The sequence below is a fragment of the Rhizobium sp. 62_C5_N11_2 genome, from assembly GCF_051811185.1.
GTDB lineage: Bacteria > Pseudomonadota > Alphaproteobacteria > Rhizobiales > Rhizobiaceae > Rhizobium > Rhizobium leguminosarum.
In genome coordinates, this window is sequence record NZ_JBPWPW010000001.1 from 4,634,547 (window position 1) to 4,658,926 (window position 24,380).

The 24,380-nt window shown below is 60.9% G+C and carries 26 protein-coding genes and 1 tRNA gene; 18 read left to right on the forward strand and 9 right to left on the reverse strand.

Translation table 11 applies throughout. The features are described 5' to 3' along the window. Positions 1-39 precede the first annotated feature (39 nt). From AB8B31_RS22615 to mepA, 3 genes are all read right to left on the reverse strand, one after another. A complete protein-coding gene (locus AB8B31_RS22615; protein ID WP_113541791.1) occupies positions 40-1,065 on the reverse strand; it encodes a glucokinase in 1,026 nt (341 codons plus the stop codon). A 17-nt stretch (positions 1,066-1,082) separates the two neighbouring features. Next, the gene (locus tag AB8B31_RS22620; RefSeq protein ID WP_003583482.1) at positions 1,083-1,463 is read right to left on the reverse strand and encodes a methylglyoxal synthase; all 381 of its coding nucleotides are present in this window, start codon (positions 1,461-1,463) and stop codon (positions 1,083-1,085) included. 88 nt (positions 1,464-1,551) lie between these two features. Further along, the gene (gene mepA / locus AB8B31_RS22625) at positions 1,552-2,628 is read right to left on the reverse strand and encodes a penicillin-insensitive murein endopeptidase (protein WP_065277011.1); all 1,077 of its coding nucleotides are present in this window, start codon (positions 2,626-2,628) and stop codon (positions 1,552-1,554) included. A gap of 47 nt (positions 2,629-2,675) precedes the next feature. On the opposite strand from mepA, the gene AB8B31_RS22630 reads away from it, so the two are divergent. The 8 genes from AB8B31_RS22630 (at position 2,676) to pncB (ending at position 11,643) form a co-directional block, all read left to right on the forward strand. Then, positions 2,676-2,894, forward strand: a complete 219-nt coding sequence (locus AB8B31_RS22630) for a hypothetical protein (RefSeq protein ID WP_128408464.1) — start codon at positions 2,676-2,678, stop codon at positions 2,892-2,894. After that, positions 2,895-4,727, forward strand: a complete 1,833-nt coding sequence (locus AB8B31_RS22635) for an extracellular solute-binding protein (RefSeq protein ID WP_065277009.1) — start codon at positions 2,895-2,897, stop codon at positions 4,725-4,727. 150 nt (positions 4,728-4,877) lie between these two features. Then, entirely contained in the window at positions 4,878-5,966 is a 1,089-nt protein-coding gene (locus AB8B31_RS22640) for a microcin C ABC transporter permease YejB (RefSeq protein ID WP_018447986.1), read from the forward strand. Further along, on the forward strand, positions 5,966-7,114 hold the full coding sequence (locus AB8B31_RS22645) for an ABC transporter permease (RefSeq protein ID WP_018447985.1): 1,149 nt from the start codon (positions 5,966-5,968) through the stop codon (positions 7,112-7,114). The genes AB8B31_RS22640 and AB8B31_RS22645 overlap by 1 nt, the downstream gene beginning before the upstream one ends. Further along, entirely contained in the window at positions 7,111-8,748 is a 1,638-nt protein-coding gene (locus tag AB8B31_RS22650) for an ABC transporter ATP-binding protein (RefSeq protein ID WP_128409305.1), read from the forward strand. The genes AB8B31_RS22645 and AB8B31_RS22650 overlap by 4 nt, the downstream gene beginning before the upstream one ends. Positions 8,749-8,756: 8 nt before the next feature. After that, positions 8,757-9,716, forward strand: a complete 960-nt coding sequence (locus AB8B31_RS22655) for a 2-hydroxyacid dehydrogenase (protein WP_128409304.1) — start codon at positions 8,757-8,759, stop codon at positions 9,714-9,716. An 87-nt stretch (positions 9,717-9,803) separates the two neighbouring features. Then, the gene (locus AB8B31_RS22660; protein ID WP_026230918.1) at positions 9,804-10,151 is read left to right on the forward strand and encodes a hypothetical protein; all 348 of its coding nucleotides are present in this window, start codon (positions 9,804-9,806) and stop codon (positions 10,149-10,151) included. 187 nt (positions 10,152-10,338) lie between these two features. Then, positions 10,339-11,643, forward strand: coding sequence for a nicotinate phosphoribosyltransferase (pncB, locus tag AB8B31_RS22665; protein WP_011650004.1), 1,305 nt, complete (start codon positions 10,339-10,341; stop codon positions 11,641-11,643). On the opposite strand, the gene AB8B31_RS22670 is transcribed toward pncB, so the two are convergent. The 3 genes from AB8B31_RS22670 to AB8B31_RS22680 form a co-directional block, all read right to left on the reverse strand. Continuing rightward, on the reverse strand, positions 11,625-11,864 hold the full coding sequence (locus AB8B31_RS22670) for a CrpP-related protein (protein ID WP_018244322.1): 240 nt from the start codon (positions 11,862-11,864) through the stop codon (positions 11,625-11,627). The two genes, pncB and AB8B31_RS22670, sit on opposite strands and share 19 nt — an antisense overlap. A 437-nt stretch (positions 11,865-12,301) precedes the next feature. Further along, positions 12,302-12,511 carry a KTSC domain-containing protein gene (locus tag AB8B31_RS22675; RefSeq protein WP_003589248.1) on the reverse strand — a complete coding sequence of 70 codons (210 nt, stop codon included), beginning with the start codon at positions 12,509-12,511 and terminating at the stop codon, positions 12,302-12,304. Positions 12,512-12,756: 245 nt separating this feature from the next. Continuing rightward, positions 12,757-13,377: an RBBP9/YdeN family alpha/beta hydrolase gene (locus AB8B31_RS22680; RefSeq protein ID WP_128408741.1), complete on the reverse strand. Its 621-nt coding sequence runs from the start codon at positions 13,375-13,377 to the stop codon at positions 12,757-12,759. 41 nt (positions 13,378-13,418) lie between these two features. On the opposite strand from AB8B31_RS22680, the gene AB8B31_RS22685 reads away from it, so the two are divergent. Continuing rightward, entirely contained in the window at positions 13,419-13,895 is a 477-nt protein-coding gene (locus AB8B31_RS22685) for an Lrp/AsnC family transcriptional regulator (RefSeq protein ID WP_439007510.1), read from the forward strand. Between the two features lie 101 nt (positions 13,896-13,996). Here AB8B31_RS22685 and AB8B31_RS22690 read toward each other — a convergent pair. After that, a tRNA-Ser gene (locus tag AB8B31_RS22690) sits at positions 13,997-14,086 on the reverse strand. Between the two features lie 228 nt (positions 14,087-14,314). Here AB8B31_RS22690 and AB8B31_RS22695 point away from each other — a divergent pair. The 9 genes from AB8B31_RS22695 to deoA all read left to right on the forward strand — a co-directional run bounded on the left by AB8B31_RS22695 (position 14,315) and on the right by deoA (position 23,023). After that, a complete protein-coding gene (locus AB8B31_RS22695) occupies positions 14,315-14,632 on the forward strand; it encodes a hypothetical protein (RefSeq protein ID WP_003544459.1) in 318 nt (105 codons plus the stop codon). A 317-nt stretch (positions 14,633-14,949) separates the two neighbouring features. Next, a complete protein-coding gene (locus tag AB8B31_RS22700; RefSeq protein ID WP_018070332.1) occupies positions 14,950-15,942 on the forward strand; it encodes a BMP family lipoprotein in 993 nt (330 codons plus the stop codon). An 88-nt stretch (positions 15,943-16,030) separates the two neighbouring features. After that, complete coding sequence (locus AB8B31_RS22705; RefSeq protein WP_020493415.1) at positions 16,031-17,542, forward strand: ABC transporter ATP-binding protein; 1,512 nt, start codon at positions 16,031-16,033, stop codon at positions 17,540-17,542. A gap of 7 nt (positions 17,543-17,549) precedes the next feature. Further along, positions 17,550-18,653 carry an ABC transporter permease gene (locus tag AB8B31_RS22710; RefSeq protein ID WP_018244328.1) on the forward strand — a complete coding sequence of 368 codons (1,104 nt, stop codon included), beginning with the start codon at positions 17,550-17,552 and terminating at the stop codon, positions 18,651-18,653. 10 nt (positions 18,654-18,663) lie between these two features. Continuing rightward, positions 18,664-19,635 carry an ABC transporter permease gene (locus AB8B31_RS22715; RefSeq protein ID WP_018244329.1) on the forward strand — a complete coding sequence of 324 codons (972 nt, stop codon included), beginning with the start codon at positions 18,664-18,666 and terminating at the stop codon, positions 19,633-19,635. Position 19,636: 1 nt separating this feature from the next. Then, positions 19,637-20,026, forward strand: coding sequence for a cytidine deaminase (locus AB8B31_RS22720; RefSeq protein ID WP_018244330.1), 390 nt, complete (start codon positions 19,637-19,639; stop codon positions 20,024-20,026). Then, positions 20,023-20,823, forward strand: a complete 801-nt coding sequence (locus AB8B31_RS22725) for a purine-nucleoside phosphorylase (protein WP_128408742.1) — start codon at positions 20,023-20,025, stop codon at positions 20,821-20,823. The genes AB8B31_RS22720 and AB8B31_RS22725 overlap by 4 nt, the downstream gene beginning before the upstream one ends. A 114-nt stretch (positions 20,824-20,937) precedes the next feature. Beyond that, entirely contained in the window at positions 20,938-21,714 is a 777-nt protein-coding gene (gene deoC / locus AB8B31_RS22730; protein WP_018447978.1) for a deoxyribose-phosphate aldolase, read from the forward strand. Between the two features lies 1 nt (position 21,715). After that, positions 21,716-23,023: a thymidine phosphorylase gene (deoA, locus tag AB8B31_RS22735; protein WP_018447977.1), complete on the forward strand. Its 1,308-nt coding sequence runs from the start codon at positions 21,716-21,718 to the stop codon at positions 23,021-23,023. Positions 23,024-23,029: 6 nt separating this feature from the next. Here the strand turns inward: deoA and AB8B31_RS22740 are convergent, their stop codons facing one another. Then, entirely contained in the window at positions 23,030-23,599 is a 570-nt protein-coding gene (locus tag AB8B31_RS22740) for a TIGR02281 family clan AA aspartic protease (protein ID WP_018447976.1), read from the reverse strand. A 125-nt stretch (positions 23,600-23,724) separates the two neighbouring features. After that, on the reverse strand, positions 23,725-24,354 hold the full coding sequence (upp, locus tag AB8B31_RS22745; RefSeq protein ID WP_012759721.1) for a uracil phosphoribosyltransferase: 630 nt from the start codon (positions 24,352-24,354) through the stop codon (positions 23,725-23,727). Positions 24,355-24,380: the final 26 nt, after the last annotated feature.

Sequence of the window (24,380 nt, forward strand, 5' to 3'; positions counted from 1 at the left end):
GGACGCGCCAGGGACGCTCTATTTACTTTGCGCGCCGGGCTAGCGTCGCCAGCGGCGGCCTTCCGTCGAGACGCCGAAATTCGCCGGCATGCGCGCATAGGAGGAAAGCCCGGCAAGCGCTGCTAAGGGATGCGTCACCACATAGGTCGGGATGGTCCGGAGCAATGCCGTATGCGGCGCCTTGTCCTCGAAGGCCATGCGGAATTCCGGCTTTTTCAGCGCCGGGATGATTTTCTGCGAAATGCCGCCGGAGAGATAGACGCCGCCGCGCGCCATGAACACCATCGCCATGTCGCCTGCCACGCGGCCGAGATAGGTGGCAAACAGCGAGACGGTCTCTATGGCCGCCTTGTCGCTGCCGGCAAGCGCGTGAGAGGTGATATCGGCGGGATCCTTCATCGTCGGCTGGATGCCGTCGACAATGCAGATGGCATGGTAGAGGTTGACGAGGCCGCGGCCGCAGAGGATCTGCTCGGCCGAAACGCGGCCTTCGATCGTCTCGATATGTGGAAAGATGTCATAGTCGCGCTTGCTGCGCGGTCCGAGATCGACATGGCCGCCTTCGCCGGGAACCGGGATCCAGCTCTGCTGGGCATGCACGAGCCCGCCGACGCCGAGGCCGGTGCCGGGTCCGAGCACGACGCGGGAGGCGATCATGTCGCCGGTAGCGTCGCCGATGCGTTCGCGGTTTTCATCCGACAGGGCGGCGATTGCCAGCGCCTGCGCCTCGAAATCGTTGACGACGAGCACGTCCTCCATGCCGAGGCCCTCGATCATCGTCTTTGGCCGCACCACCCAGTCGCAATTGGTCAGCGGGATCTCGTCGTCGTTGATCGGACCGGCGACGGCGAGGATCGCCGAACGCGGCTGCACGGCCGTCTTGTCGAGCACGCCTTTCTGGATCGCTTCGTCGATCGTGGCGAAATCCGCCGTGCGCACGTTCGGAAACTGCTTCGGCTCGGCATAGGCATCGGTCAGGATGGAGAAGCGGGCATTGGTGCCGCCGATATCGCCGATCAGGATCGGGAAAGGCAGCGGAGCGGTGCTGTTGTTCGGTTTTGGCATGGCCGGTTCCGTGCTGATCAGGCTTCGAGTGTGGGAAGAAGTTTTATAGCGGTCGCGTGGTTGAGCGCCATCGGAATATCATAGACGATCGCCAGCCGCATCAATGCCTTCACGTCGACATCGTGCGGCATTGGCGTCAAGGGGTCGACGAAGAAGATCAGGGCGTCGACCTCGCCGGTCGAAATCAGCGCGCCGATCTGCTGGTCGCCGCCGAGCGGCCCGCTTTTCAGCCTGGTGACGTCGAGATCGGGGGCGGCGTCGAGCACGCGTCCACCTGTCGTGCCGGTGGCGACGATCTTCCAGCGGGAGAGAATGTCCCTGTTGGCGCGGGCGAAATCCGCCATGTCGTCCTTCTTCTGGTCATGCGCAATCAATGCAAGGCATTTGCCGCCGGCCATCAACCCCTCCGCCCGAGCAATTCAATCGATTTGATGGCTTCTATACCAAGAGTTTGCGATTTGAAAGACAACGCACCTCGGGCCTTACTCATTGTATCGCCGGCTTGTCGTTCGGAACCGGGCCGACATCGGGCAAAGCGTCGTCGGCGTCGGCGGCAGGTGCTGCTGCCGGCGCGGTGGTGAGCGCGCTGGCGGCGGAAGGTCCGCCATAGGTGGCAGCCTGCATCGAGGCGACGGAAGCAGCATCGAGCACGGCGGCACACGCCTTGGGCAGATCGGAAACCATCATCTCGCGCGGCGGTTTTGGCGGCTTGGCGCCGGGCTTCGGCGGCTTCGGCGGTGCCCAGGGCGCCGGCGTGAACCACCAGGCGAGCGACTTGTCACAGCCGTCGCCGGCGGCGACAGAGGCCTGCGGTGTGCAGCCCGCAGCACCGGGCGGGCACTTGATGCGGATGTGGAAATGCGAGTCATGGCCGTATTCCGGCCGGAGCTTGCCGAGATTGGTGCGGTCGCCCGTCCAGGTGTCGCACATCTTCTTCTTGATCGCCGGATTGACGAAGATGCGCTCCACCTCGGGATAGCTTGCCGCCAGCATCAGCAGCCGCGCCCGCGATTGCGTCCACACCTTCGGGTCTACGGTCAGAAACTTGTCCTTTTGCAGCATGGTGGTGAAGGGCAGATTCTCGCGCTCCTCGGCCGTCATGCGGCGCGCGGGCATCGGCGTGAACCAGACGTCGGCATCGAGGCCGATCTGATGCGAGGCATGGCCGTTGAACATCGGCCCGCCGCGCGGCTGTGCAATGTCGCCGACGAGAATGCCCGGCCAGCCGGCATATTTGACCCCATCCTGCGAAAGACGTTCGAGCAGCGCGATCATCGCCGGATTGCCCCAGCGGCGATTGCGCGAAAGCCGCATCGCCTCCCAGGTCGGCCCGTCGGTCGGCAGCGCCACCGCACCCGTCATGCAGCCCTTCGCGTAAAAGCCGATCGGCTGCGCCGGTCCTTGCGTCGGCAGGCTGACGGCGCCGAACTGCCCCTTGGCGCTGCCCGGGCTCGGCGTCTTCTGCTCCGCGCCGACGTCGCCGGCGGCAAGGCTTGCGCCGATTGCGCCGGCAAGCGTCAGTTTGCCGAATGTCCTGAAAGCCTGAGCGAAGCCGAAAGCCATACTGTTCCCTTGAGCCGCTGCCGAAGTGATTTGCGATCGAATCTATCGTGAAAAGCGATTTTGGTGAATCGATGTTTTGGCCAGCCGCCATCGAGGGAGGCGGTGACGGATCGCCGCATGCTGTGAAGGCGGCCCGAAGAGACGCCACTCCGAACACGGACCCGATGCTCGAAATTTCGCACGCCCGGCAAAAACCAAACTCTCTCCTGTTTTTCGCCCGTATTTTTCGTATTGTCGAACCCATCAATAATCAGGGGAAAGCGTGAATGGCGGTTCTGTGGTCGAAGATCGGTTTGTTTCTGTCGCTTGCGGGTGCTCTGGCGCCGATGCCGGCAACGGGTCAGGACCAGCCCTTTCAGATCGGAAGCTCGGTCATCAGCGAGATGAAGTACAAGCCGGGCTTTACGCATTTCGACTACGTCAATCCCGATGCACCGAAAGGCGGAGACCTGCGCCTCTCCGCAAGCGGCGCCTTCGACACCTTCAACCCATTGCTTGCCAAAGGTCAGGCGGCGGTGGGCTTGACGCTCGTTTACGACACGCTGATGAAGCCCGCCGACGACGAGCTCCTCGTCTCCTACGGTCTGCTTGCCGAGGGACTGTCTTTTCCCGCAGACGTATCGAGCGCGACTTTCCGCCTGCGCAAGGAAGCGAAATGGGCGGATGGTCAGCCGGTAATACCCGAGGACGTCATCTTCAGTCTGGATAAGACGAAGGAATTAAACCCCCTCACGGCGAACTATTACCGCCACGTGGTGAAAGCCGAAAAGACCGGCGATCGCGACGTCACCTTCACCTTCGACGAAAAGAACAACCGGGAGCTCCCGAATATTCTCGGCCAGTTGGTGGTCGTGCCGAAACATTGGTGGGAGGGGCAGGGACCGGACGGCAAGCCACGCGATATCTCAAAGACGACGCTCGAGCCCGTGATGGGTTCGGGACCTTACAAGATTGCTTCCTTCTCGCCCGGCGCGACAATCCGCTATGAATTACGTGACGACTATTGGGGCAAGGACCTCAATGTAAATGTCGGCCAGAACAATTTCCGCAACATCATCTACACCTATTTCGGTGATCGGGATGTCGAGTTCGAAGCGTTTCGCGCTGGTAATAGTGACTACTGGCAGGAGACAACGGCTGCCCGGTGGGCGACAGGGTATGATTTTCCCGCGGTGAAGGAAGGACGCGTCAAGAAGGAAGAGGTTGCTAACCCGCTACGCGCCACCGGTATCCTACAAGCGCTGGTGCCCAACATGCGTCGTGACCTGTTTAAGGACGAGCGAGTTCGCGAGGCCCTGAACTACGGCTTCGATTTCGAAGAGTTGAATCGCACCGTTGCCTTTAACAGTTACAAACGCATCGACAGTTATTTCTGGAATACCGAGCTCGCCTCCTCCGGCCTTCCACAGGGTAGAGAACTGGAAATTCTGCTGGGCATGAAGGATAAGGTTCCGCCCGAAGTCTTCACGACGCCCTATACCAATCCTGTCGGCGGCGATCCGCAGAAGAGTCGCGACAACCTCCGCAAGGCGATTGCACTGCTGAAAGAAGCCGGCTGGGAGCTCAAGGGCAACCGGATGGTCAATACCAAGACTGGCCAGCCGATGAGTTTCGAGATCCTGTTGTCGAGCCCCATGCTGGAGCGCTGGGCGGTGCCATATGCAAACAATCTCAGGAAAATCGGTATCGATGCGCGGGTGCGAACAGTCGACGCCTCGCAAGCTGTCAATCGCGAGCGCAGCTTCGACTTCGATATGATCTGGAATGTCTGGGCGGAGACCATGAATCCGGGCAACGAACAAGCCGACTATTGGGGATCCGGTTCCGTCAACCAACAGGGTTCTCGCAATTATGCCGGCATAGCCAACCCCGCCGTTGATGAGCTCATTCGCATGATCATCTTCGCGCCGAACCGGGATGAACAGGTCGCAGCGATCAAGGCGATGGACCGGGTCTTGCTTGCAAATCACTACGTCATCCCGCTGTTCTACCGTGATACCTATAACATCACCTATTGGAACACGGTCACGCATCCGGCCGAGTTTCCGGCCTACAGCCTTGGCTTCCCTGATGCCTGGTGGTCCACCTCGGCAAAATGAGCGGGCTTGCAATGCAGGGGCCCTCGGCTCCAAATGGCACGAGCGAATCACGACAAGCCGGCAGGGCCGGCAAGGGAAGGCTGGCGGATTGAGCGGCATGAGACTGGACGGCAGGCAGACAAGAAAAACATTCCCGGAGGCTGAAGGCTGATGGGCGCCTATATCCTTCGCCGCCTGCTTCTAATGATCCCGACCATCGTCGGCATTATGGCGATTTCCTTCATCGTCATTCAGTTCGCCCCCGGCGGTCCCGTCGAGCAGGTGATCGCCCAATTGACCGGTCAGGCCGACAGTGCCGACCAGCGCCTGTCCGGCGGCGGCGATCTTCTCGGCGGCACCGGCAGCGATGAAGGCTCGAAATATCGCGGTGCCCAGGGGCTCGATCCGGAACTCATCGCCAAGCTCGAAAAGCAGTTTGGTTTCGACAAGCCGCCGCTGACCCGTTTTGGCGAGATGATGTGGAATTACATTCGCTTCGATTTCGGCGAGAGCTTCTTCCGCAACACCTCCGTGCTCGAACTCGTCAAAGAAAAGCTGCCGGTGTCGATCTCGCTCGGCATCTGGATCCTGATCTTCTCCTATGCCATCTCCATCCCGCTCGGCATCCGCAAGGCGATCAAGGATGGGTCGACCTTCGACGTCTGGACGTCGGGCGTCATCGTCGTCGGCTATGCTGTCCCGAGCTTCCTCTTCGGCATTCTCCTGATCGTGCTGTTTGCTGGCGGCTCCTTCTACGACTGGTTTCCGCTACGCGGCCTGGTCTCCGACAATTTCGACCAACTGGCCTGGTGGCAGAAGCCGCTCGACTATTTCTGGCACCTCACCTTGCCGCTGATCTCGCTTTCCCTGTCGGCCTTTGCGACGACGACGCTTTTGACCAAGAATTCCTTCATCGAGGAGATCAAGAAGCAATATGTCGTCACTGCCCGGGCCAAGGGCCTCAACCAGCGGCAGGTGCTCTATGGCCATGTCTTTCGCAACGCCATGCTGATCATCATTGCCGGTTTTCCCGGCGCCTTTATTTCCGCTTTCTTCACCGGCTCGCTGCTGATCGAAAACATCTTCTCGCTGGATGGCCTCGGTCGTCTCGGCTATCTCTCGGTCATCAACCGGGATTACCCGATCGTCTTCGCCACGCTCTACATCTTCTCGCTGCTCGGCCTCGTCGTCAGCCTGGTTTCCGACCTGATCTACACCTGGATCGATCCGCGCATCGATTTCGAGCGGAGGGATGTCTGATGGACGCCGCCGCAAATCCTGCCGTCGCAACACCCGTCAAGCCGCCGCGCAAGGGCCTGCTCTCGCCGACCAATATCCGCCGCTGGCATAATTTCCGGGCGAACGGCCGCGGTTACTGGTCGCTGTGGTTGTTCATGCTGCTGTTCGTCCTCAGCCTGTTTGCCGAGTTCATCGCCAACGACCGGCCGATCATCGCCTCCTACAAGGGCGAGGTCCTGTTTCCGGTCCTCATCGACTATCCCGAGGAGAAATTCGGCGGCTTCCTGGCCGAAACCGACTATCGTTCCTCGGTCATTGCCGACGAGATCAATGCCAATGGCTGGATGATCTGGCCGCCGATCCGCTATTCCTACCGCTCGGTCAATTCCAACATTCCGCATTCGGCGCCCACGGCCCCCTTCTGGCTGATGACGAAGGAGGAGCGCTGTGCCGGCTACCCGCAAGGGGTGAACGATCCGGATTGCACCCTCGGAAATCTCAACTGGCTCGGCACTGACGACCAGGCGCGCGACGTGCTGGCGCGCGTCATCTACGGCTTCCGCATATCGGTGCTCTTCGGCCTGGTGCTGACCATTTGCTCGGCGATCATCGGCGTGACGGCAGGTGCTGTGCAGGGTTATTTTGGCGGCTGGACCGATCTGCTGTTACAGCGCTTTATCGAGATCTGGTCGTCGATGCCGGTGCTCTACATCCTGCTGATCATCGCCGCACTCCTGCCGCCCGGTTTCTTCGTGCTGCTCGGCATCATGCTGCTCTTCTCCTGGGTCGGCTTCGTCGGCATCGTGCGCGCCGAATTCCTGCGCGCCCGCAATTTCGAATATGTCCGCGCCGCCCGCGCGCTTGGCGTCAACAATCGCACCATCATGTGGCGCCATCTGCTGCCGAACGCCATGGTCGCGACGCTGACCTTCTTACCCTTCATCCTCTCTGGCTCGATCACCACGCTGACGTCGCTCGATTTCCTCGGCTTCGGCATGCCGCCGGGCTCCCCCTCGCTCGGCGAGATGATCGCGCAGGGCAAGACCAATTTGCAGGCGCCATGGCTCGGGCTGACGGCCTTCTTTGCCATGTCGATCATGCTTTCCCTGCTGATCTTCATCGGCGAAGCCGTGCGCGATGCCTTCGATCCGAGGAAGACGTTTCAATGAGTGATATGCCAGAACCGCTGCTTTCCGTCCGCGATCTCTCGGTTGCCTTTAATCAGGGCGGCGAGACCTCCCTCGCCGTCGATCATATCTCCTTCGATATCGCTAAAGGCGAAGTCGTGGCGCTCGTCGGCGAGTCCGGCTCCGGCAAGTCGGTCTCGGCCAACTCGATTCTGCGGCTTTTGCCTTATCCGTCCGCAAGCCATCCCTCGGGCGAAATCCTCTTCAAGGGCAAGGACCTCCTGAAGGCGTCGGAGCGGGCACTGCGGGAAGTGCGCGGCAACGACATCACCATGATCTTCCAGGAGCCGATGACCTCGCTCAATCCGCTTCATACGATCGAGAAGCAGATCGCCGAGATCCTGGCCTTGCACCAGGGCCTCACCGGCCAGCCGGCGCGCCAGCGCGTTCTGGAATTGCTGAACCAGGTCGGTATCCGCGAGCCGGAGAAGCGATTGAAGGCCTATCCGCACGAACTGTCAGGCGGCCAGCGCCAGCGCGTCATGATCGCCATGGCGCTCGCCAACCGGCCGGAATTGCTGATCGCCGACGAGCCGACCACCGCCCTCGACGTCACCGTGCAGGCGCAGATCCTCGAATTGCTCCGGCAGTTGAAGGCCGTCCACGGCATGTCGATGCTGTTCATCACCCATGATCTCGGCATCGTGCGCAAATTCGCCGATCGCGTCTGCGTCATGACCAAGGGCAAGATCGTCGAAACCGGCACGGTCGAGGACGTCTTCGCCAATCCGAAGCATGAATATACCCGGCACCTTCTCGCCTCCGAGCCGCGGGGCGAACCACCGCTGGCCGATCCCTCGAAACCGATGGTGATGGAAGGGTCGGATATCCGTGTCTGGTTCCCGATCAAATCAGGGCTGATGCGCCGCGTCGTCGATCACGTCAAGGCGGTCGACGGTATCGACCTTTCGCTGCGCGCCGGCCAGACGCTCGGCGTCGTCGGCGAGTCCGGCTCCGGCAAGACCACGCTCGGCCTGGCGCTCACCCGGCTGATTTCCTCAGAAGGACGGATCGCCTTCGTCGGCAAGGATATAGCCGGCTATTCGTTCAGTGAGATGCGGCCGCTGCGCAACCAGCTGCAGGTCGTCTTCCAGGATCCCTACGGATCGCTCAGCCCGCGCATGTCGGTCGGCGATATCGTCGCCGAAGGGCTGAAGGTGCATGAGCGCTCCCTGACATCAGAAGAACGCGACCAGCGCGTCTGCTGGGCGCTGGAGGAGGTGGGTCTGGATCCCCTGACCCGCTGGCGTTATCCGCACGAATTCTCCGGCGGCCAGCGCCAGCGCATCGCCATCGCCCGGGCCATGGTGCTGAAACCGCGCTTCGTCATGCTCGACGAGCCGACCTCCGCGCTCGACATGAGCGTCCAGGCTCAGGTGGTCGATCTCCTTCGCGATCTGCAGAAGAAGCACGACCTCGCCTATCTCTTCATCAGCCACGATCTGAAGGTGGTGAAGGCGCTCGCCAACGACGTCATCGTCATGCGGTTCGGCAAGGTGGTGGAGCAGGGACCATCCTCGGAAATCTTCCGCGCGCCGAAGAATGATTACACCAGGGCGCTGATGGCGGCCGCTTTCAACATCGAGGCGGTGCCGACGCTCGCCGTGCAGCAGTAAAGAAGATCATGTCCGCCCGTCCTCCCGTTCTCGTCGATATCAAGTTCAATCCCAAAGGCGTCGCCCGCGTGCTGAAGACGGCGTTTGCCGACCGGGGCAGCATCAATCTCGCCGATCCGGGCCATCAGGCCCGCGATCTCCGCGCGGTCGAATACGCGCTTCTCTGGAAACCGGATGCCGACCTTTTCGCGCGGGCGCCGAACCTCAAGGTAATCTTTTCGGGAGGCGCCGGCGTCGACCACATCATCGGCATGGCCGGCCTGCCCGAGATCCCGATCGTTCGCTTCGTCGATCGCAGCCTGACGACCCGCATGAGTGAATGGGTTGTCATGCAATGCCTGATGCATCTGCGCGGGCAATACGCCCATGACAACCACCAGCGGCAACGTGAATGGGCCAAGCTGATCGCGCCGGAGGCGGCTGAGGTGACGGTCGGCGTCATGGGCCTCGGCATTCTCGGGCAGGACGCGGTCGCCAAGCTGAGGGTGATGGGTTTTAACGTTATCGGCTGGTCGCGCAGCCGCAAACAGATCGACGGCGTCGAAACTTTCGATGCCAGCGAGTTGGACAACTTCCTCGCAAGGACCGACATCCTCGTCGGCCTGCTGCCGCTGACGCCTGAAACGTCGGGCTTCTATGACGCCAGGCTGTTTGCGAAGCTGCGCCGCAACGGCGCGCTTGGGCAAGCGGTCTTCATCAATGCCGGCCGCGGCAAGAGCCAGGTCGAGGCTGATATCGTTTCCGCCATCCGCAACGGCACCCTCGGCGGCGCATCCCTCGATGTCTTCGAGGCGGAGCCGCTTGCATCAGACAGCCCATTGTGGGACTTGCAGAACGTCTTCCTCACGCCGCACGACGCGGCGGTGTCCGAAGAAAATGCGCTTTTCCGTCATGTCGAGACGCAGATTGCCCGTTTCGAGCGCGGCGAGCCGCTGCAATTCGTGGTCGACCGCGCCGCCGGCTATTGAGCTTTCGGAACCTTCCAGACAGCCACCCGTTTCCTTTGCGGAAATTCTTGCGGCCGGCAAGGCCGGTTAAGACAGCGGAAGGAGACGATGATGGCGCATCAGACGGAAACACGCTGGGAAAAGTCCGATGGCAAGCTTCACAAGGAAGAGCTGATCCCGCCGGTGAAGGCAAGGCAGGGACGCACGGGTTATCGCATTCTGACCGTATTGATCGTCGCGCTGGTGCTTGCCTTCGTTGTTTGGATACCGGTCGAGATTTGGGGCAAGCGCGAAGCGAACGAGGTGGCGCCGCAGCAGCCAGGCCAGCAGCTTCAGTCGCAGCAGCCTGCTCCGCCCGCCGCGCCGGCGCTACAGAACGGCACTGCCGTTCCAACCGAAACGCCGAACACCACGCCGGCCGCTCCGAATGTGGCGCCCGCAACGCCGGCCCGATAATCGTGAGCAAAACCATGTTCACGTCCCGCCGTGACACTGCGGCGGGACGTTTATTGTTTTGTCTGGACTTTAGCCGCCGATTTTTCGATAAGAAGGCACACGAGCCGGTTTCGTGCGCTGGCCCGGAATTTGGCAATACCCGGGAATTTGGCAGCACCTGACCGGAGTGGACAGGGGCAGGAATTTCATGGCCAGGACTGATATCGCAAGACGCGTCTACAATCACGCCTGGAAACTCGATCCGATCATCCGCAGCCTGATCGATACCGACTTCTATAAGCTCCTGATGCTGCAGATGATCTGGAAGCTCTATCCTGACGTGAACGCGTCCTTCACCCTCATTAACCGCACCAAACGGGTGCGTCTCGCCGAGGAGCTCGACGAAGGCGAATTGCGCGAGCAGCTCGATCATGCCCGCACGCTGAGGCTCTCCAAGAAGGAGATGATCTGGCTTGCGGGTAACAGCTTCTATGGTCGCGCCCAGATTTTCGAACCGGAATTCCTCGCCTGGCTTTCCAATTTCCAGTTGCCCGAATACGAGCTGTCGAAAAAGGACGGCCAATATGTGCTGGATTTCCACGGATCGTGGAAGGAAACCACCATGTGGGAAATCCCCGCGCTCGCCATCGTCAACGAGCTGCGGTCGCGCTCGGCGATGAAGGCGCTCGGTCCCTTCACCCTCGATGTGCTCTATGCCCGCGCCAAGGCGAAGATGTGGTCGAAGGTCGAGCGGCTGAAGGAATTGCCGGGCTTGCGCATCTCCGATTTCGGCACCCGCCGCCGCCACAGTTTCCTCTGGCAGCGCTGGTGCGTCGAAGCGCTGAAGGAAGGAATCGGCCCGGCCTTTGCCGGTACCAGCAACGTATTGCTGGCGATGGATTCCGATCTCGAGGCCGTCGGCACCAATGCTCACGAGCTGCCGATGGTGGCCGCCGCCCTTGCCGAAACCGACGAGCAGTTGCGCAACGCGCCCTACAAGATCCTGCGCGACTGGAACAAGCTCTATGGCGGCAACCTTCTGATCGTGCTGCCCGATGCCTTCGGCACCGCCGCCTTCCTGCGCGATGCGCCGGAATGGGTTGCCGACTGGACCGGTTTCCGCCCGGACAGTGCCCCGCCGATCGAAGGCGGCGAAAAGATTATCGACTGGTGGAAGAAGATGGGCCGGGATCCGCGCCAGAAGCTGCTGATCTTCTCCGATGGTCTCGATGTCGACGCCATCATCGATACCTATCGGCATTTTGAAGGCCGCGTGCGCATGAGCTTCGGCTGGGGCACCAACCTGACGAACGATTTTTCCGGCTGCGCGCCGATCGAGATCTCCGGCCTCAACCCGATCTCCGTCGTTTGCAAGGTCAGCGACGCCAACGGCCGGCCGGCGGTGAAGCTCTCCGACAATCCGCAGAAGGCGACCGGCGAACCGGCCGAGGTCGAGCGCTACCTGAAATTCTTCGGCGCCGAGGACAGGATCGATCAGACCGTTCTGGTGTAGGTCTGGGCCAATGTGCCGCCATCCCGGGGCATATTGATGTGCCCCGCCATCGCATCCTCGATCGACCAACCGAAGCGCCAGGCGTCGAACATCGAGTACCATTCCTGAAAATCGGTGATCGGCAGGATATCCGGCTTCGACATCGGATTGTCGGCCAGACTGCGGCCACGCGCACGGTCCCGTGCGCCACGCTCCTGCATCTCAAGCAGATTCTCGAACATCATTACCCCCGTCTTTATCCCGATTTATGCAATCATGCTAATAAAGCATTGTCGAGTCCGGATGCGACAATTCGGGTTTTTCACAGGATTAGCCCCAATTCGTTAGTTCGGGGGACGATTAGGGTCGCAACCGGCCCGGGGTCATCTCAATCAGACAAGCAGAGCATGGCGGCGTCCGCGAGCCGCTCATGCGCTTCGTCATCACGCACACAACGAGCACCCGTGACGGGGAGGCTCGACTTCCTGGCTGGGGTCCGCCGCCGAGCCTCCCGGCTGGCCGACCTTGAACAGGCCGGCAGCGCCGACACGTTGGCGCTTTCCGGCAAGGGCGATCCAACTCAGATGATATCGAGGGCTAACAACCGGTTAATATCCACCGGCCTCGTCCCGATCTCGCGCAGCCCCGCAATGCGTACCGGGCGCTACCGCTCGAATTTTCAGGCTGCCAGTCTGCGAAACCGGGTTCTGATCCGGTCGAGATAATAATGGCCGGGAGACGGCGCCACCGTCATCGCATGCGCTTCCGAGGAGGGAACACCTTCGAACAGACGCTCCTCGCCATTCTTGAAACAAATCCTGAGCCGCCCGTCGTCCTGGCTGAAATAGACGGATTTGATGATCTTCGACTTTACCGAAAGTTCTTCCACCTGTTTTACCTCTGTTTTTTTAAATTTGGCAGAAGGTAAACCCAAACGTGCAAAGACGCGGTGAACTCGCATGGTAAAAAATCAGGAATCTTTCGACGCTTTGAACCTCGCCGCGCCGCCGGAGCGACGGGTTCGACGAGCCCCGAACGCACGCTTGCGAGCGGGGCATTTCGTTGCTCCGTCCCGACACGTCCAGCACAGGCAAGGCCTGTTTGGGCCATTTGATCGTGAACTCGAAAACAAGATCAAGGCCGATCAGATTTTGCCAATCCGGCGGAAAACGCCGTCAGCAAGGCCTTTCCCTGGCCCCACTCCTCAAGGCCGCTTTGCCCGTTGATATGGCCGAAAGGACCGATCGCGACAAGACCGCTGCCCCACAGATCCGCTCGCGCATGGGCATGATCGAGCGTGCCGAAAGGATCATCGGCGCTTGCGATGATCAGAGTGGGGAAGCGCATCTTTTGCGGCGGCGGATCGGCGAATCCGGCAGCCTCCTCAGGGAATGACGCGGACTGCGGATCCGGGACCGCCACAAGAAATGCTCCGGCAACGGCAAGCGAAGAAGCCTGCTGCCAATGAGCGACCAGCAGACAGGCAAGGCTGTGGGCGACCAGCAGGGGAGGGGTTTCCGATGCGCCGACGGCGCGCTCCAGGGCTGAAATCCAGTCCGCCAGATCGGGTTTTTCCCAATCGGCTGGTTGAAAACGTCGCATTTCCGGGTTCGACTTTTCCCAGCGTGTTTGCCAATGAGCCTCGCCCGAACCGCCAATCCCCGGCAATATGATGATGTCCTTCATGTCTTTTCCTCTGATCGTCCGTGCAGGTGAAAATGATGCATTTTCATTTGCTTCGGAATGAATGATCATCGGAAAACCGCGTCTCTCTCCGATGATTTCAAGGTGATCCCATGGCTTTTCAGGAAAACAATCGGGTACTGCTCGATCCAACCGATATCGCCATTATCGAAGCGATGCAGGAAAATGGCCGCATTGCGATTTCCGAACTCGGTCGAAGGGTCGGGCTCTCTCAGCCGGCAGCATCAGAACGGGTCAAGCGGCTGGAAGACCGCGGCATCATTGTCGGTTACTCCGCCCGTATCGACCCCACCGCTTTGGGAATTGGAATGACGGCTGTGCTTCGCCTGCGCACGACGCATGAGCATATCAAAGCCTGCCTGAAACAGTTCGCGGAGATGCCGCAGGTCATGGAAGTATCGCGCCTCACCGGAGAGGACTGTTTCCTTTTGAAGGTGCTGGTTCCGTCGCCGGGAGAGCTGGAAACGATCGTTGACACGATCGCGCGTTTTGGGGCCGTGACGACATCTCTCGTGTTGCGCAGCGAGAATCCGAAGCCGATTGGACGCGCCCTGCTTCAGCGCCCTTGAGAATATGCGGACGACCGGCTTGTTCCAGCGAAGCGTGCCGCCACAACGCTTCCGCGTCCCGCTCTCGATACGGTTTGAATCAATATTGAAAATGAGGGATATGGCGGACAGGGTGGGATTCGAACCCACGGTACGCTTTCACGTACACACGCGTTCCAGGCGTGCGCCTTAAACCACTCGGCCACCTGTCCTTTTTTGGCGTTCGCGCCCGGATAGGAGCAAATCGTCGGAACGGCGCGATATATACCGATGAATTTTTGTCGATCAACCGAAATCTAACAGTTTTTTGACTTCTTCCGATAAAACTCGCCTCGGCCACTCCATTGTGCTTCACCTCATCGACGACTATGTAATTCTCTAAGGTGGAGAATGGCGCGGCCGGCCGGAATTGTCCGGCATATCGAGCGTCGGAGGAATTGATGCGTTTCCTGTTGCGTCTGGCGAGTCTTGTCGCGCTTGCGGCGGCGGTTATTGCCGGGACCATCGATTCGATCCAGTCGGTTGCGGCGTCCTCCGTGGTGATGACGCCGATCTCCGATGCCTGGCAGGATGTGAGTCCGACAACCCTTACGTCGCTGCAATCCTCCCTTTCCTATTATATCCACCCGCGTTTCTACACCTTGATCTTCCAGTGGCTGATGCTCCAGCCGGCCTTTGCCGTTTTCCTGGTGATCGCGCTGCTTCTGTGGATGATCGGCTACAAGAAGCCGCCGGTGGCCGGTCGCTTCACCGCATAGCAAGGTGGTTTTACCGGCACGATCCGGCGGGAAATCCCGTTGGGCATCGCCAGCTCTTCGACCTCGGTATCTGCCGTTGGATTGGCTAGAAAATCCGCATTCTGATGCAAGGAATGTCCAAAAATCAGCCCCGAAGAGCTGATTTTCGGCAATCGCTGCAAATCTTTACCAGCTGAAAAATTTCTGGTGAATTTTTCCGTGAGCCATGCAAGGATGCGCGCAGCCAGGCCTCCGGGGGGAGGTCGGTGGTTCCGCAGACATGCCCGGAAAGGGCTTGCGGGAGGACCCCTAACGAATAGCAACAACAGGGCTGCACAATGAAAAAATCCCTTCTCACTCTCTTTGCCGTGGCTGCCATGTCGACGACGGCGCTTGCCGCCGATGTCAAGCCGGCGCTGGTTTACGGCACCGGCGGGAAGTTCGATAAGTCCTTTAACGAGGCGGCCTATAACGGTGCCGAGAAGTTCAAGGCCGAGACGGGCATTGCCTATCGCGACTTCGAGCCGACGGGCGATACCCAGGGTGAACAGGCCATCCGCAATTTCGCAAGCCGCGGTTTCAATCCGGTGGTTGCTGTTTCCTTCGCCTGGACTTCGGCCATCGAGAAGGTTGCAGCCGAATTCCCGGATACCAAGTTCATCATCGTTGACTCCGTCGTCGACAAGCCGAACGTCCGCTCGGTTGTCTACAAGGAAGAAGAAGGCTCCTACCTCGTCGGCGTTCTCGCCGGCATGGCGTCGAAGTCAGGCAAGGTCGGCTTCGTCGGCGGCATGGACATTCCGCTGATCCGCAAGTTCGAATGCGGCTACGAGCAGGGCGCACGCTCCGTCAAGGCCGATATCGAAGTCTTCCAGAACATGACCGGCACCACGGGCGCTGCCTGGAACGACCCGGTCCGCGGCGGTGAGCTCACCAAGAACCAGATCGACCAGGGCGCTGACGTCGTTTACGCGGCAGCTGGTGCCACCGGTCTCGGCGTTCTGCAGACGGCCGCCGACAACAAGAAGCTGTCGATCGGCGTCGACTCCAACCAGAACTACCTGCATCCGGGCTCGGTCCTGACCTCGATGGTCAAGCGCGTCGACCTCGCCGTCTACAATGCTTATAACGACACCAAGAACGACAAGTTCACCGGTGGCGTCCAGGCGCTCGGCGTCAAGGAAGACGGTGTTGGCGCGGCGATCGATGAGCACAACAAGTCGCTGATCACGCCGGAAATGCAGGCTGCCGTCGACAAGGCCAAGGCCGACATCATTGCGGGAACCATCAAGGTTCACGATTACACCTCGGACAACGCTTGCCCGAAGTGATCCTCGCCCGAATGTGATCGACGATTGAGATCGGGCGTATGGCGGAGGGGACTTTCGCCATACGCCCTTTTCTTATTTGGAGTCTGCAGTGACAGATAAGCCCGCTATCGAGCTTGTCGGCATCGACAAGAAATTCGGTGCCGTCCACGCCAACAAGGACATCAACCTCACCGTTGCCAAGGGGACGATCCACGGCATCATCGGCGAAAACGGCGCCGGCAAATCGACCTTGATGTCGATCATCTATGGTTTCTACCATGCCGACAGCGGCGAGATCCGCGTCAACGGCAATCCCGTCACCATCCGTGACAGCCAGGCGGCGATCGCCACCGGCATCGGCATGGTGCACCAGCATTTCATGCTGGTCGACAATTTCACGGTGCTCGAGAACATCATGCTTGGCGCCGAAGGCGGCATGTTGCTGGCCAAGGGTGTTGCCTCGGCCCGCGCCGAGCTCAAGCGGCTGGAAACGGAATATGGCCTGGAGGTCGATCCCGACACGCTGATCGAGGAACTCCCGGTCGGCCTGCAGCAGCGTGTCGAGATCCTGAAAGCCATGTATCGCGGCGCCGAGATCCTGATCCTCGACGAGCCCACAGGCGTGTTGACCCCGGCCGAGGCCGATCACCTTTTCCGCATCCTCAAGGTGCTGCGCGATCAGGGCAAGACCATCATCCTCATCACCCACAAGCTGCGCGAGATCATGGCAATCACCGATACGGTCTCGGTCATGCGCCGCGGCGAAATGGTCGCGACCCGCAAGACGTCGGAGACGACGGTGGAGGAACTGGCCGAGCTGATGGTCGGCCGCCGCGTGCTGCTGCGCGTGCAGAAGGGCGAGGCGAACCCGCAAGCCGCCGTGCTGTCCGTCCGCAACCTCACGGTCAAGGATAATCGCGGCGTCACCATGGTCGACAACGTCTCCTTCGACGTGCGCGCCGGTGAGATCGTCGGCATCGCCGGTGTCGCCGGTAATGGCCAGTCCGAATTGCTGGAGGCGATTGCCGGCATCCGCAAGCCGACCTCCGGTGAAATTCTTCTCGACGGTCAGACGATCGACAAGGCCGATCCCGCCCGCCTGCGTGATCTCGGCCTCGCTCATATTCCCGAGGATCGCCACCATATGGGCCTGGTGCTGAAATTCGAGGAATATGAAAATTCCGTGCTCGGCTACCATCGCCGCCCGGCTTACAGCAAAGGCCCGCTGCTCGATCTCGATGCGATCCGCAAGGATGCAATGGAAAAGATCGAAAAATACGATATCCGCCCGCCGAACCCGCGGCTGAAGACGGCGAATTTCTCCGGCGGCAACCAGCAGAAGATCGTCGTTGCCCGTGAGATCGAACGCGATCCGAAGATACTGATCATTGGCCAGCCGACACGCGGCGTCGATATCGGCGCCATCGAATTCATCCACCGCCGGATTATCGAAATGCGTGACGCGGGCAAGGCGATCCTGCTCGTCTCCGTCGAACTCGATGAAATCCGCTCCCTTTCAGACCGTATCCTTGTCATGTTTGCCGGCCATATCGTCGGCGAGAAGACGCCCGATGCCGGTGAACAGACCCTCGGCCTGATGATGGCCGGCATTGCCGCGTGAGGCCTTTATGAGCACTGCTTCCGTTCCACTACCAAACTGGATCAATTACGGCCTCATCCCGATTTTGAACCTCGTCGTCGCCTTCCTGATCTCCGGCTTCGTCGTCTGGATAATCGGGGAAAGCCCGCTCGATGCGCTGTCGCTGCTGATCCAGGGCGCGCTCGGCAATGGCGAAGGCATCGGCTTCACGCTGTATTACGCGACGAGCTTCATCTTCACCGGCCTCTCCGTCGCGGTGGCGATCCATTCCGGCCTCTTCAACATCGGCTCCGAAGGCCAGGCCTATGTCGGCGGCCTCGGCTGCGCGCTGGTGGCGCTGGCGCTCGATCGTTACGTGCCATGGTATGTGACGATGCCGATCGCCGTCGTTGGCGCCGGCCTGTTTGGTGCGGCCTGGGCCTTCATCCCGGCCTTCCTGCAGGCAAAACGCGGCAGCCACATCGTCATTACGACGATCATGTTCAATTATATCGGCGCGACACTGATGGTGTATCTCCTGGTGCATGTGCTGATCGTGCCCGGCAAGATGGCGCCGGAAACCCGCACCTTCCTCGAAGGCGGCCAATTGCCGAAGCTCGGCTGGGTTATGCAGCTGTTCGGCGCCAAGCTGGGGGCTGCCCCGTTCAACGTCTCCTTCATCATTGCGCTCGTTGTCAGCTACCTCGTCTGGTTGCTCGTCTGGCGCACCAAGCTCGGTTTCGAGATGCGCACGCTGGGCGTCAGCCCGACGGCGGCGGCCTATGCCGGCATCCCCTATGCCCGCACCGTGATCATCGCCATGCTGCTCTCCGGAGCGCTTGCCGGCATGATGGCGCTGAACCCCGTCATGGGCTCGTCGGCCCGCCTGCAGGTGGAATTCGTCGGTGGTGCCGGCTTCGTCGGCATCGCCGTCTCGCTGATGGGACGCAACCATCCGCTCGGCATCATCGTGGCGGCGATCCTCTTCGGTATTCTCTACCAGGGCGGTGACTGGATTTCCTTCGAAATGCCGAACATCACCCGCGAGATGATCCTCGTCATCCAGGGTCTGGTGATCCTCTTTGCAGGCGCGCTGGAATACATGTTCCGGCCGGCAATGGTGCGCCTCTACCAACAGTTCAAGCGCGGTTAAGGAGCGGGCGATGGATTATTATGACATCTTCATCAGCGTTCTGAGCTCGACCATCCGCCTGTCGATCCCGCTGATCTTCACTGCCCTTGCCGGTCTGTTTTCGGAGCGCGCCGGCATCTTCGATATCGGCCTTGAGGGCAAGATGCTGGGCTCGGCCTTTGCCGCCGCCTGCGTTGCCTATCTCACCGATTCGGCCTGGCTCGGGCTCTGTGCCGGCATCCTCTGTTCGGTGGCGCTGAGCCTGGTGCATGGCTTTGCCTCGATCACCAACCGTGGCAACCAGATCGTCTCCGGTGTCGCGATCAACTTCTTCATCGCCGGCATCACCATCGTGCTTGGGCAGGCCTGGTTTGGCCAGGGCGGGCGCACGCCGCAGCTGTCGCCGGAGTCGCGCTTCGCACCGATCATCCTGCCGGGCGCCGATGCCGCCCGTGGCATACCGATCATCGGCCCGATCTATGCCAATGTCATATCGGGTAACAATGTCCTCACCTATCTCGCGTTCCTCGCCGTGCCGTTTTCCTGGTGGGTGCTTTACCGCACACGTTTCGGCCTGCGGCTGCGCGCCGTCGGCGAAAACCCGGGCGCGGTCGATACGGCCGGCATCTCGGTCGCCTGGCTGCGTTACCGCGCCGTCATGTGTGCCGGCATTCTCTGCGGCTTTGCCGGCACCTATCTGGCAATCGCCCAGTCCGCCGCCTTCATCAAGGACATGTCGGCCGGCAAGGGCTACATCGCGCTCGCAGCTCTCGTCTTCGCCAAGTGGAAGCCTGTACCCGTCATGTTTGCCTGCCTGCTCTTCGGCTTCCTCGATGCGCTGGCAAATTTCATGCAGGGAAAGCAGGTGCCGCTGATCGGCGAAGTGCCGGTTCAGGTTTTCCAGGCGCTGCCCTATGTCCTGACCTGCGTCCTGCTTGCTGGCTTCATCGGCGTCGCGACTCCGCCAAAGGCCGGTGGCGTGCCCTATACGAAGGAGCGTTGATATGTCTCACGATCTGTTCGAAGCCGCCCGCGGCGCCATGGCCTTTGCCCATGCGCCCTATTCGAAATTTCCGGTCGGCGCGGCGATCCGCGCCGAGGACGGCAAGGTCTATACCGGCGCCAACATCGAAAACCTCTCCTTTCCGCAAGGATGGTGCGCCGAGCCGACGGCGATCAGCGCCATGATCATGGGCGGCGCGAAGAAGATCATCGAAATGGCTGTCATTGCCGAGAAGCTGCCGCTCTGCCCGCCCTGCGGCGGCTGCCGCCAGAAGATCTCCGAATTCGCCTCCAAGGAGACGAAGATCTACCTCTGCGATGAAGCAGGCGTGAAGAAGACCATGACTATGGAAGAGCTTCTTCCCTTCAGCTTCGAGACTGAACTCGGATGAAGGCGACGGTCAGCCTGCTCGCCGCACTGCTCGGCGGCATCAAGCCGCGCCACGGCATCGTGCTCGGCTCCGGTCTCGGCTCCCTCGTCGGTGAGCTGGAGGGCGCCGTTCGTGTTCCCTATCGCGATCTGCCGGGCTTTCCCGTCAGCGCTGTCTCCGGCCATGCAGGCGAAGTCGTCGCCGGCCGCCTCGGCGGCGTGCCTGTCGTCATGCTTTCCGGCCGCGTGCATTATTACGAGAAGGGCGATGCCAACGCCATGCGCCTGCCGATCGAGGTGCTGAAGGCGCTCGGCGTCGAAGCGCTGATCCTGACCAATTCCGCCGGATCGCTGCGCGACGACATGCCGCCCGGTTCGGTGATGCAGATCACCGACCATATCAACTATTCCGGCATGAACCCGCTGATCGGTGAGGAAAGCGATCATCGTTTCGTCGGCATGACCAATGCCTATGACGCCGGACTTGCCGCGGCGATGCAAAAGGCAGCGGCAAAGCTTAAAATCGAGCTGGCGCAGGGTGTCTATATGTGGTTCTCCGGTCCAAGCTTTGAAACGCCGGCAGAAATCCGCATGGCGCGCATCCTTGGCGCCGATGCCGTCGGCATGTCGACGGTGCCCGAGGTGATCATCGCAAGAATGCTGGGTCTGAGGGTTGCCGCCGCCTCCGTTATCACCAACTATGGGGCAGGCATGACCGGCAATGAGCTTAGCCATGAAGAAACCAAGGACATGGCGCCCATCGGCGGCGCCCGTCTCGCCGCGATACTGAAAGACATGATTGCGGCTAGAACAGGATGATTTTAGGCCGGGTCGGCCTAAAATCTGAATCCTGTTCTAAATTATATAGTTAGAGCATGATGTCGTCCGAAAACCGCGCACACTTTTCGGCCTCATGCTCTAGAGGAAGCGAAGATGAATAGCTATTCCAACCGGGAAACGGCGGCTGTCGCCCTTTCTCTTCTCGACCTCACCAATTTGAAGGATGATTGCACCGAGGCGCAGATCGACGCGCTCTGCGCCCGCGCGCAGACGCCCTACGGCAACAGTGCTGCGATCTGCATCTGGCCGCGGTTCGTCGCTCAGGCCCGCAATATCCTTGGCACCGGCCATGCCGTGCGTATCGCGACCGTCGTCAACCTCCCCTCTGGCGATATGGAAGTGGCCGATGTCGCTGCTGAAGCACGCGAGGCGATTGCCGATGGTGCCGATGAGATCGATCTGGTCATTCCCTACCGCAAGCTGCTCGCCGGCAACGAGAAGGCGGTGACCGACATGGTCAAGGCCGTGCGCGCCGAATGCGCCGGCCCCGTTCTTCTGAAGGTCATCATCGAGACTGGCGAGTTAAAGGATGCGGCATTGATCCGCCGTGCCGCCGAACTCGCCATCGAAGCCGGCGCCGATTTCATCAAGACCTCCACTGGCAAGGTCGCCGTCAATGCGACACTCGAAGCCGCCGATATCATGATCCGCGCTATCCGCGAAAGCGGCCGCAAGGTCGGCTTCAAGCCGGCAGGCGGTATCGGCTCGGTGGCTGATGCCGCACTCTATCTGAGCCTTGCCGAAACCATCATGACACCGGACTGGGCGATGCCGTCGACGTTCCGCTTCGGCGCTTCCGACCTGCTCGACGATATCCTGGCGGTTCTGAGCGGAACACAGTCAGCACCGGCTGCGGCGTCGAGCTACTGAAATGATTCCGCAGGAGATCATTCGGCGTAAGCGCGATGGCGACGAACTCGACGCCGCCGATATCAGGTCCTTCATCGCGGCACTCGCTGCCGGTCGATTGTCGGAAGGCCAGATCGGCGCATTCGCCATGGCCGTCTGGTTCAAGGGCATGTCGCGGGCCGAAACCGTGGCCTTGACGCTGGCGATGGCCGATTCCGGCGACAGGCTGCAATGGGCCGATATCAATCGCCCGATCGCCGACAAACATTCGACTGGCGGCGTCGGCGACAATGTTTCGCTGATGCTGGCGCCGATCGCGGCCGCCTGCGGCCTCGCCGTACCGATGATCTCCGGGCGCGGCCTCGGCCATACCGGCGGCACGCTGGATAAGCTCGAATCCATTCCCGGCTATATGATCACCCCGGATGCGGACCTGTTCCACAAGGTCGTGAAGGAGGCGGGATGCGCCATCATCGGCCAGACCGGCACCTTGGCGCCCGCCGACGGCAGGCTCTATGCCGTGCGCGATGTGACCGCCACCGTCGATTCCATTCCCCTCATCACCGCCTCTATCCTCTCGAAGAAACTTGCGGCCGGGCTCGAGACGCTGGTGCTCGACGTCAAGGTCGGCAACGGCGCTTTCATGGCTGACCGCGGCCAGGCGGAGATCCTGGCGCAGTCGCTGGTCGAGGTGGCCAATGGCGCAGGCGTGAAGACCTCGGCCATGATCACCGACATGAGCCAGCCGCTCGCCGATAGTGCCGGCAATGCCGTCGAGATACGCAACTGCCTGGATTTCCTAGCAGGCAGGAAAAGGGACACGCGGCTTGATATCGTCGTTCTCGCCTTCGCCGCCGAGATGCTGGTGAAATCAGGCGTCGCCGTTTCGCCTGATGAAGCCGAGGGGATGGCGCGTCAGGCCTTGTCATCGGGAAAGGCGGCTGAAGTCTTCGCGCGCATGGTATCGATGCTCGGCGGCCCGGCCGATCTCATCGAAAATCCCGACCGACACCTGGCCAGGGCGCCTCTGGAAAAACCTGTCCCGGCCGCCCGGTCCGGCTGGCTCTCCGCTTGTGATGCGCGCGGTGTCGGCCTCAGCGTCATTGATCTCGGCGGCGGAAGGCGCCATCCGGGGGACCGGATCGACCATCGCGTCGGCTTCTCCGAACTCCTGCCGCTTGGCACCCGTGTGACCGCGGGCGAACCGATCGCTCTCGTTCATGCCGCTGACGAAGCCGCGGCGGAGAGGGCGGCTGCGGCGCTTGCCATGCACTACCGCATCACCGAGGATAAGCCGGAGCTGACACCGGTGATTGCGGGCCTAATCTGATGCGGTTTACTGCTTGAGGCTGAGCGAACCGTCGGCGACGGAATAGGAGGCGAGCTTCTGCAGGAAACTCATGCCGACCAGCGTCGTCGTCAGCGCATCGTCCCTCAGGACGAAGGCTTCGACATCGCGCACGCGAATGCCGCCGATTTCGACCCGGTCGAGTGTCACATGCGCGGCCTTCGTCTGGCCGTTCGCAGTGTTCACCCCGTAGCGGAAATCGAGCTGGTTGGCGGTGAAGCCCAGTCGGCGGGCGAGCGTCTCGTTGAGTGCCACATAGGTGGCGCCGGTATCGATCAGACCTTGCACCGGCTTGCCGTTGATCTTGAAGCTGCCGGTATAGTGGCCCTGTGCATCGGCCTGCAGGCGGATCGCATTGCTGCCGTAGACGGGCTCCGGTGCGGCCGGTTGGTCGGTTTCGGTCGATACATAATTGGCGGAGAGAGCCTCAGCAGGCTGCTGGCTGGTGCCTCCGAAGAACGAAGGCGCCTGTGTGGCGAGCACCACGGCGATGCTGGCGAATAGGACGGTACGCACGAGCATGAAACAGAAATCCTTCCTGTATAAACCCCGCTTCATGCGGGGCCTCATGCTTCAGACCTCCTAAACCTCAAGTGCTGATAAGTTGCTAATATCGACGCCGAAAGGCCCGGAGCGAACCACCGGGCCGTAAAGTCTTTCGATTTGGTAAAGGAAGGCTGAAATTACTTGGTGCCGTACATGCGGTCGCCGGCATCGCCGAGACCGGGCACGATATAGCCCTTCTCGTTGAGATGACTGTCGATCGAGGCGGTGAAAACCGGAACATCGGGATGCGCCGCACGGAAGTTGCGGATGCCTTCCGGCGCGGCAAGTAGGCAGAGGAAGCGGATATTGTGGGCGCCGCGCTCCTTGAGCTTGTCGATCGCCGCGATCGAGGAATTGCCGGTCGCAAGCATCGGGTCGACGACGATGATCAGCCGCTCGGCCACGTCCTCCGGCGCCTTGAAGTAATATTCGACCGGCTGCAGCGTCTCGTGGTCGCGATAGACGCCGATATGCGAGACGCGCGCGGATGGCACGAGATCGAGCATGCCTTCGAGCAATCCGTTGCCGGCGCGCAGGATCGAGGCGAAGACCAGCTTCTTGCCTTCGAGGATCGGCGACTCCATCGTCTGCAGCGGTGTCTCGATCGTTTCCATTGTCAGTTCGAGATCGCGGGTCACCTCGTAGCAGAGCAGTGTCGAAATTTCGCGCAGCAGGCGCCGGAAACTTCCCGTCGATGTCTCTTTGCGCCGCATGATGGTGAGCTTGTGCTGCACAAGCGGATGATCGATGACCGTGACGCCGTCCATGGGGAAGCCTTTCATTCTTTCTATCG

What these genes read in the sequence shown, in the direction of transcription:
- AB8B31_RS22615 (WP_113541791.1), bottom strand. Translation starts at nt 1,065, where the DNA reads ATGCCAAAACCGAACAACAGCACCGCTCCGCTGCCTTTCCCGATCCTG.
- AB8B31_RS22620 (WP_003583482.1), bottom strand. Translation starts at nt 1,463, where the DNA reads ATGGCCGGCGGCAAATGCCTTGCATTGATTGCGCATGACCAGAAGAAG.
- mepA (WP_065277011.1), bottom strand. Translation starts at nt 2,628, where the DNA reads ATGGCTTTCGGCTTCGCTCAGGCTTTCAGGACATTCGGCAAACTGACG.
- AB8B31_RS22635 (WP_065277009.1), top strand. Translation starts at nt 2,895, where the DNA reads ATGGCGGTTCTGTGGTCGAAGATCGGTTTGTTTCTGTCGCTTGCGGGT.
- AB8B31_RS22640 (WP_018447986.1), top strand. Translation starts at nt 4,878, where the DNA reads ATGGGCGCCTATATCCTTCGCCGCCTGCTTCTAATGATCCCGACCATC.
- AB8B31_RS22645 (WP_018447985.1), top strand. Translation starts at nt 5,966, where the DNA reads ATGGACGCCGCCGCAAATCCTGCCGTCGCAACACCCGTCAAGCCGCCG.
- AB8B31_RS22650 (WP_128409305.1), top strand. Translation starts at nt 7,111, where the DNA reads ATGAGTGATATGCCAGAACCGCTGCTTTCCGTCCGCGATCTCTCGGTT.
- AB8B31_RS22655 (WP_128409304.1), top strand. Translation starts at nt 8,757, where the DNA reads ATGTCCGCCCGTCCTCCCGTTCTCGTCGATATCAAGTTCAATCCCAAA.
- AB8B31_RS22660 (WP_026230918.1), top strand. Translation starts at nt 9,804, where the DNA reads ATGATGGCGCATCAGACGGAAACACGCTGGGAAAAGTCCGATGGCAAG.
- pncB (WP_011650004.1), top strand. Translation starts at nt 10,339, where the DNA reads ATGGCCAGGACTGATATCGCAAGACGCGTCTACAATCACGCCTGGAAA.
- AB8B31_RS22670 (WP_018244322.1), bottom strand. Translation starts at nt 11,864, where the DNA reads ATGTTCGAGAATCTGCTTGAGATGCAGGAGCGTGGCGCACGGGACCGT.
- AB8B31_RS22680 (WP_128408741.1), bottom strand. Translation starts at nt 13,377, where the DNA reads ATGATCATTCATTCCGAAGCAAATGAAAATGCATCATTTTCACCTGCA.
- AB8B31_RS22685 (WP_439007510.1), top strand. Translation starts at nt 13,419, where the DNA reads ATGGCTTTTCAGGAAAACAATCGGGTACTGCTCGATCCAACCGATATC.
- AB8B31_RS22695 (WP_003544459.1), top strand. Translation starts at nt 14,315, where the DNA reads ATGCGTTTCCTGTTGCGTCTGGCGAGTCTTGTCGCGCTTGCGGCGGCG.
- AB8B31_RS22700 (WP_018070332.1), top strand. Translation starts at nt 14,950, where the DNA reads ATGAAAAAATCCCTTCTCACTCTCTTTGCCGTGGCTGCCATGTCGACG.
- AB8B31_RS22710 (WP_018244328.1), top strand. Translation starts at nt 17,550, where the DNA reads ATGAGCACTGCTTCCGTTCCACTACCAAACTGGATCAATTACGGCCTC.
- AB8B31_RS22715 (WP_018244329.1), top strand. Translation starts at nt 18,664, where the DNA reads ATGGATTATTATGACATCTTCATCAGCGTTCTGAGCTCGACCATCCGC.
- AB8B31_RS22720 (WP_018244330.1), top strand. Translation starts at nt 19,637, where the DNA reads ATGTCTCACGATCTGTTCGAAGCCGCCCGCGGCGCCATGGCCTTTGCC.
- AB8B31_RS22725 (WP_128408742.1), top strand. Translation starts at nt 20,023, where the DNA reads ATGAAGGCGACGGTCAGCCTGCTCGCCGCACTGCTCGGCGGCATCAAG.
- deoC (WP_018447978.1), top strand. Translation starts at nt 20,938, where the DNA reads ATGAATAGCTATTCCAACCGGGAAACGGCGGCTGTCGCCCTTTCTCTT.
- deoA (WP_018447977.1), top strand. Translation starts at nt 21,716, where the DNA reads ATGATTCCGCAGGAGATCATTCGGCGTAAGCGCGATGGCGACGAACTC.
- AB8B31_RS22740 (WP_018447976.1), bottom strand. Translation starts at nt 23,599, where the DNA reads ATGAAGCGGGGTTTATACAGGAAGGATTTCTGTTTCATGCTCGTGCGT.
- upp (WP_012759721.1), bottom strand. Translation starts at nt 24,354, where the DNA reads ATGGACGGCGTCACGGTCATCGATCATCCGCTTGTGCAGCACAAGCTC.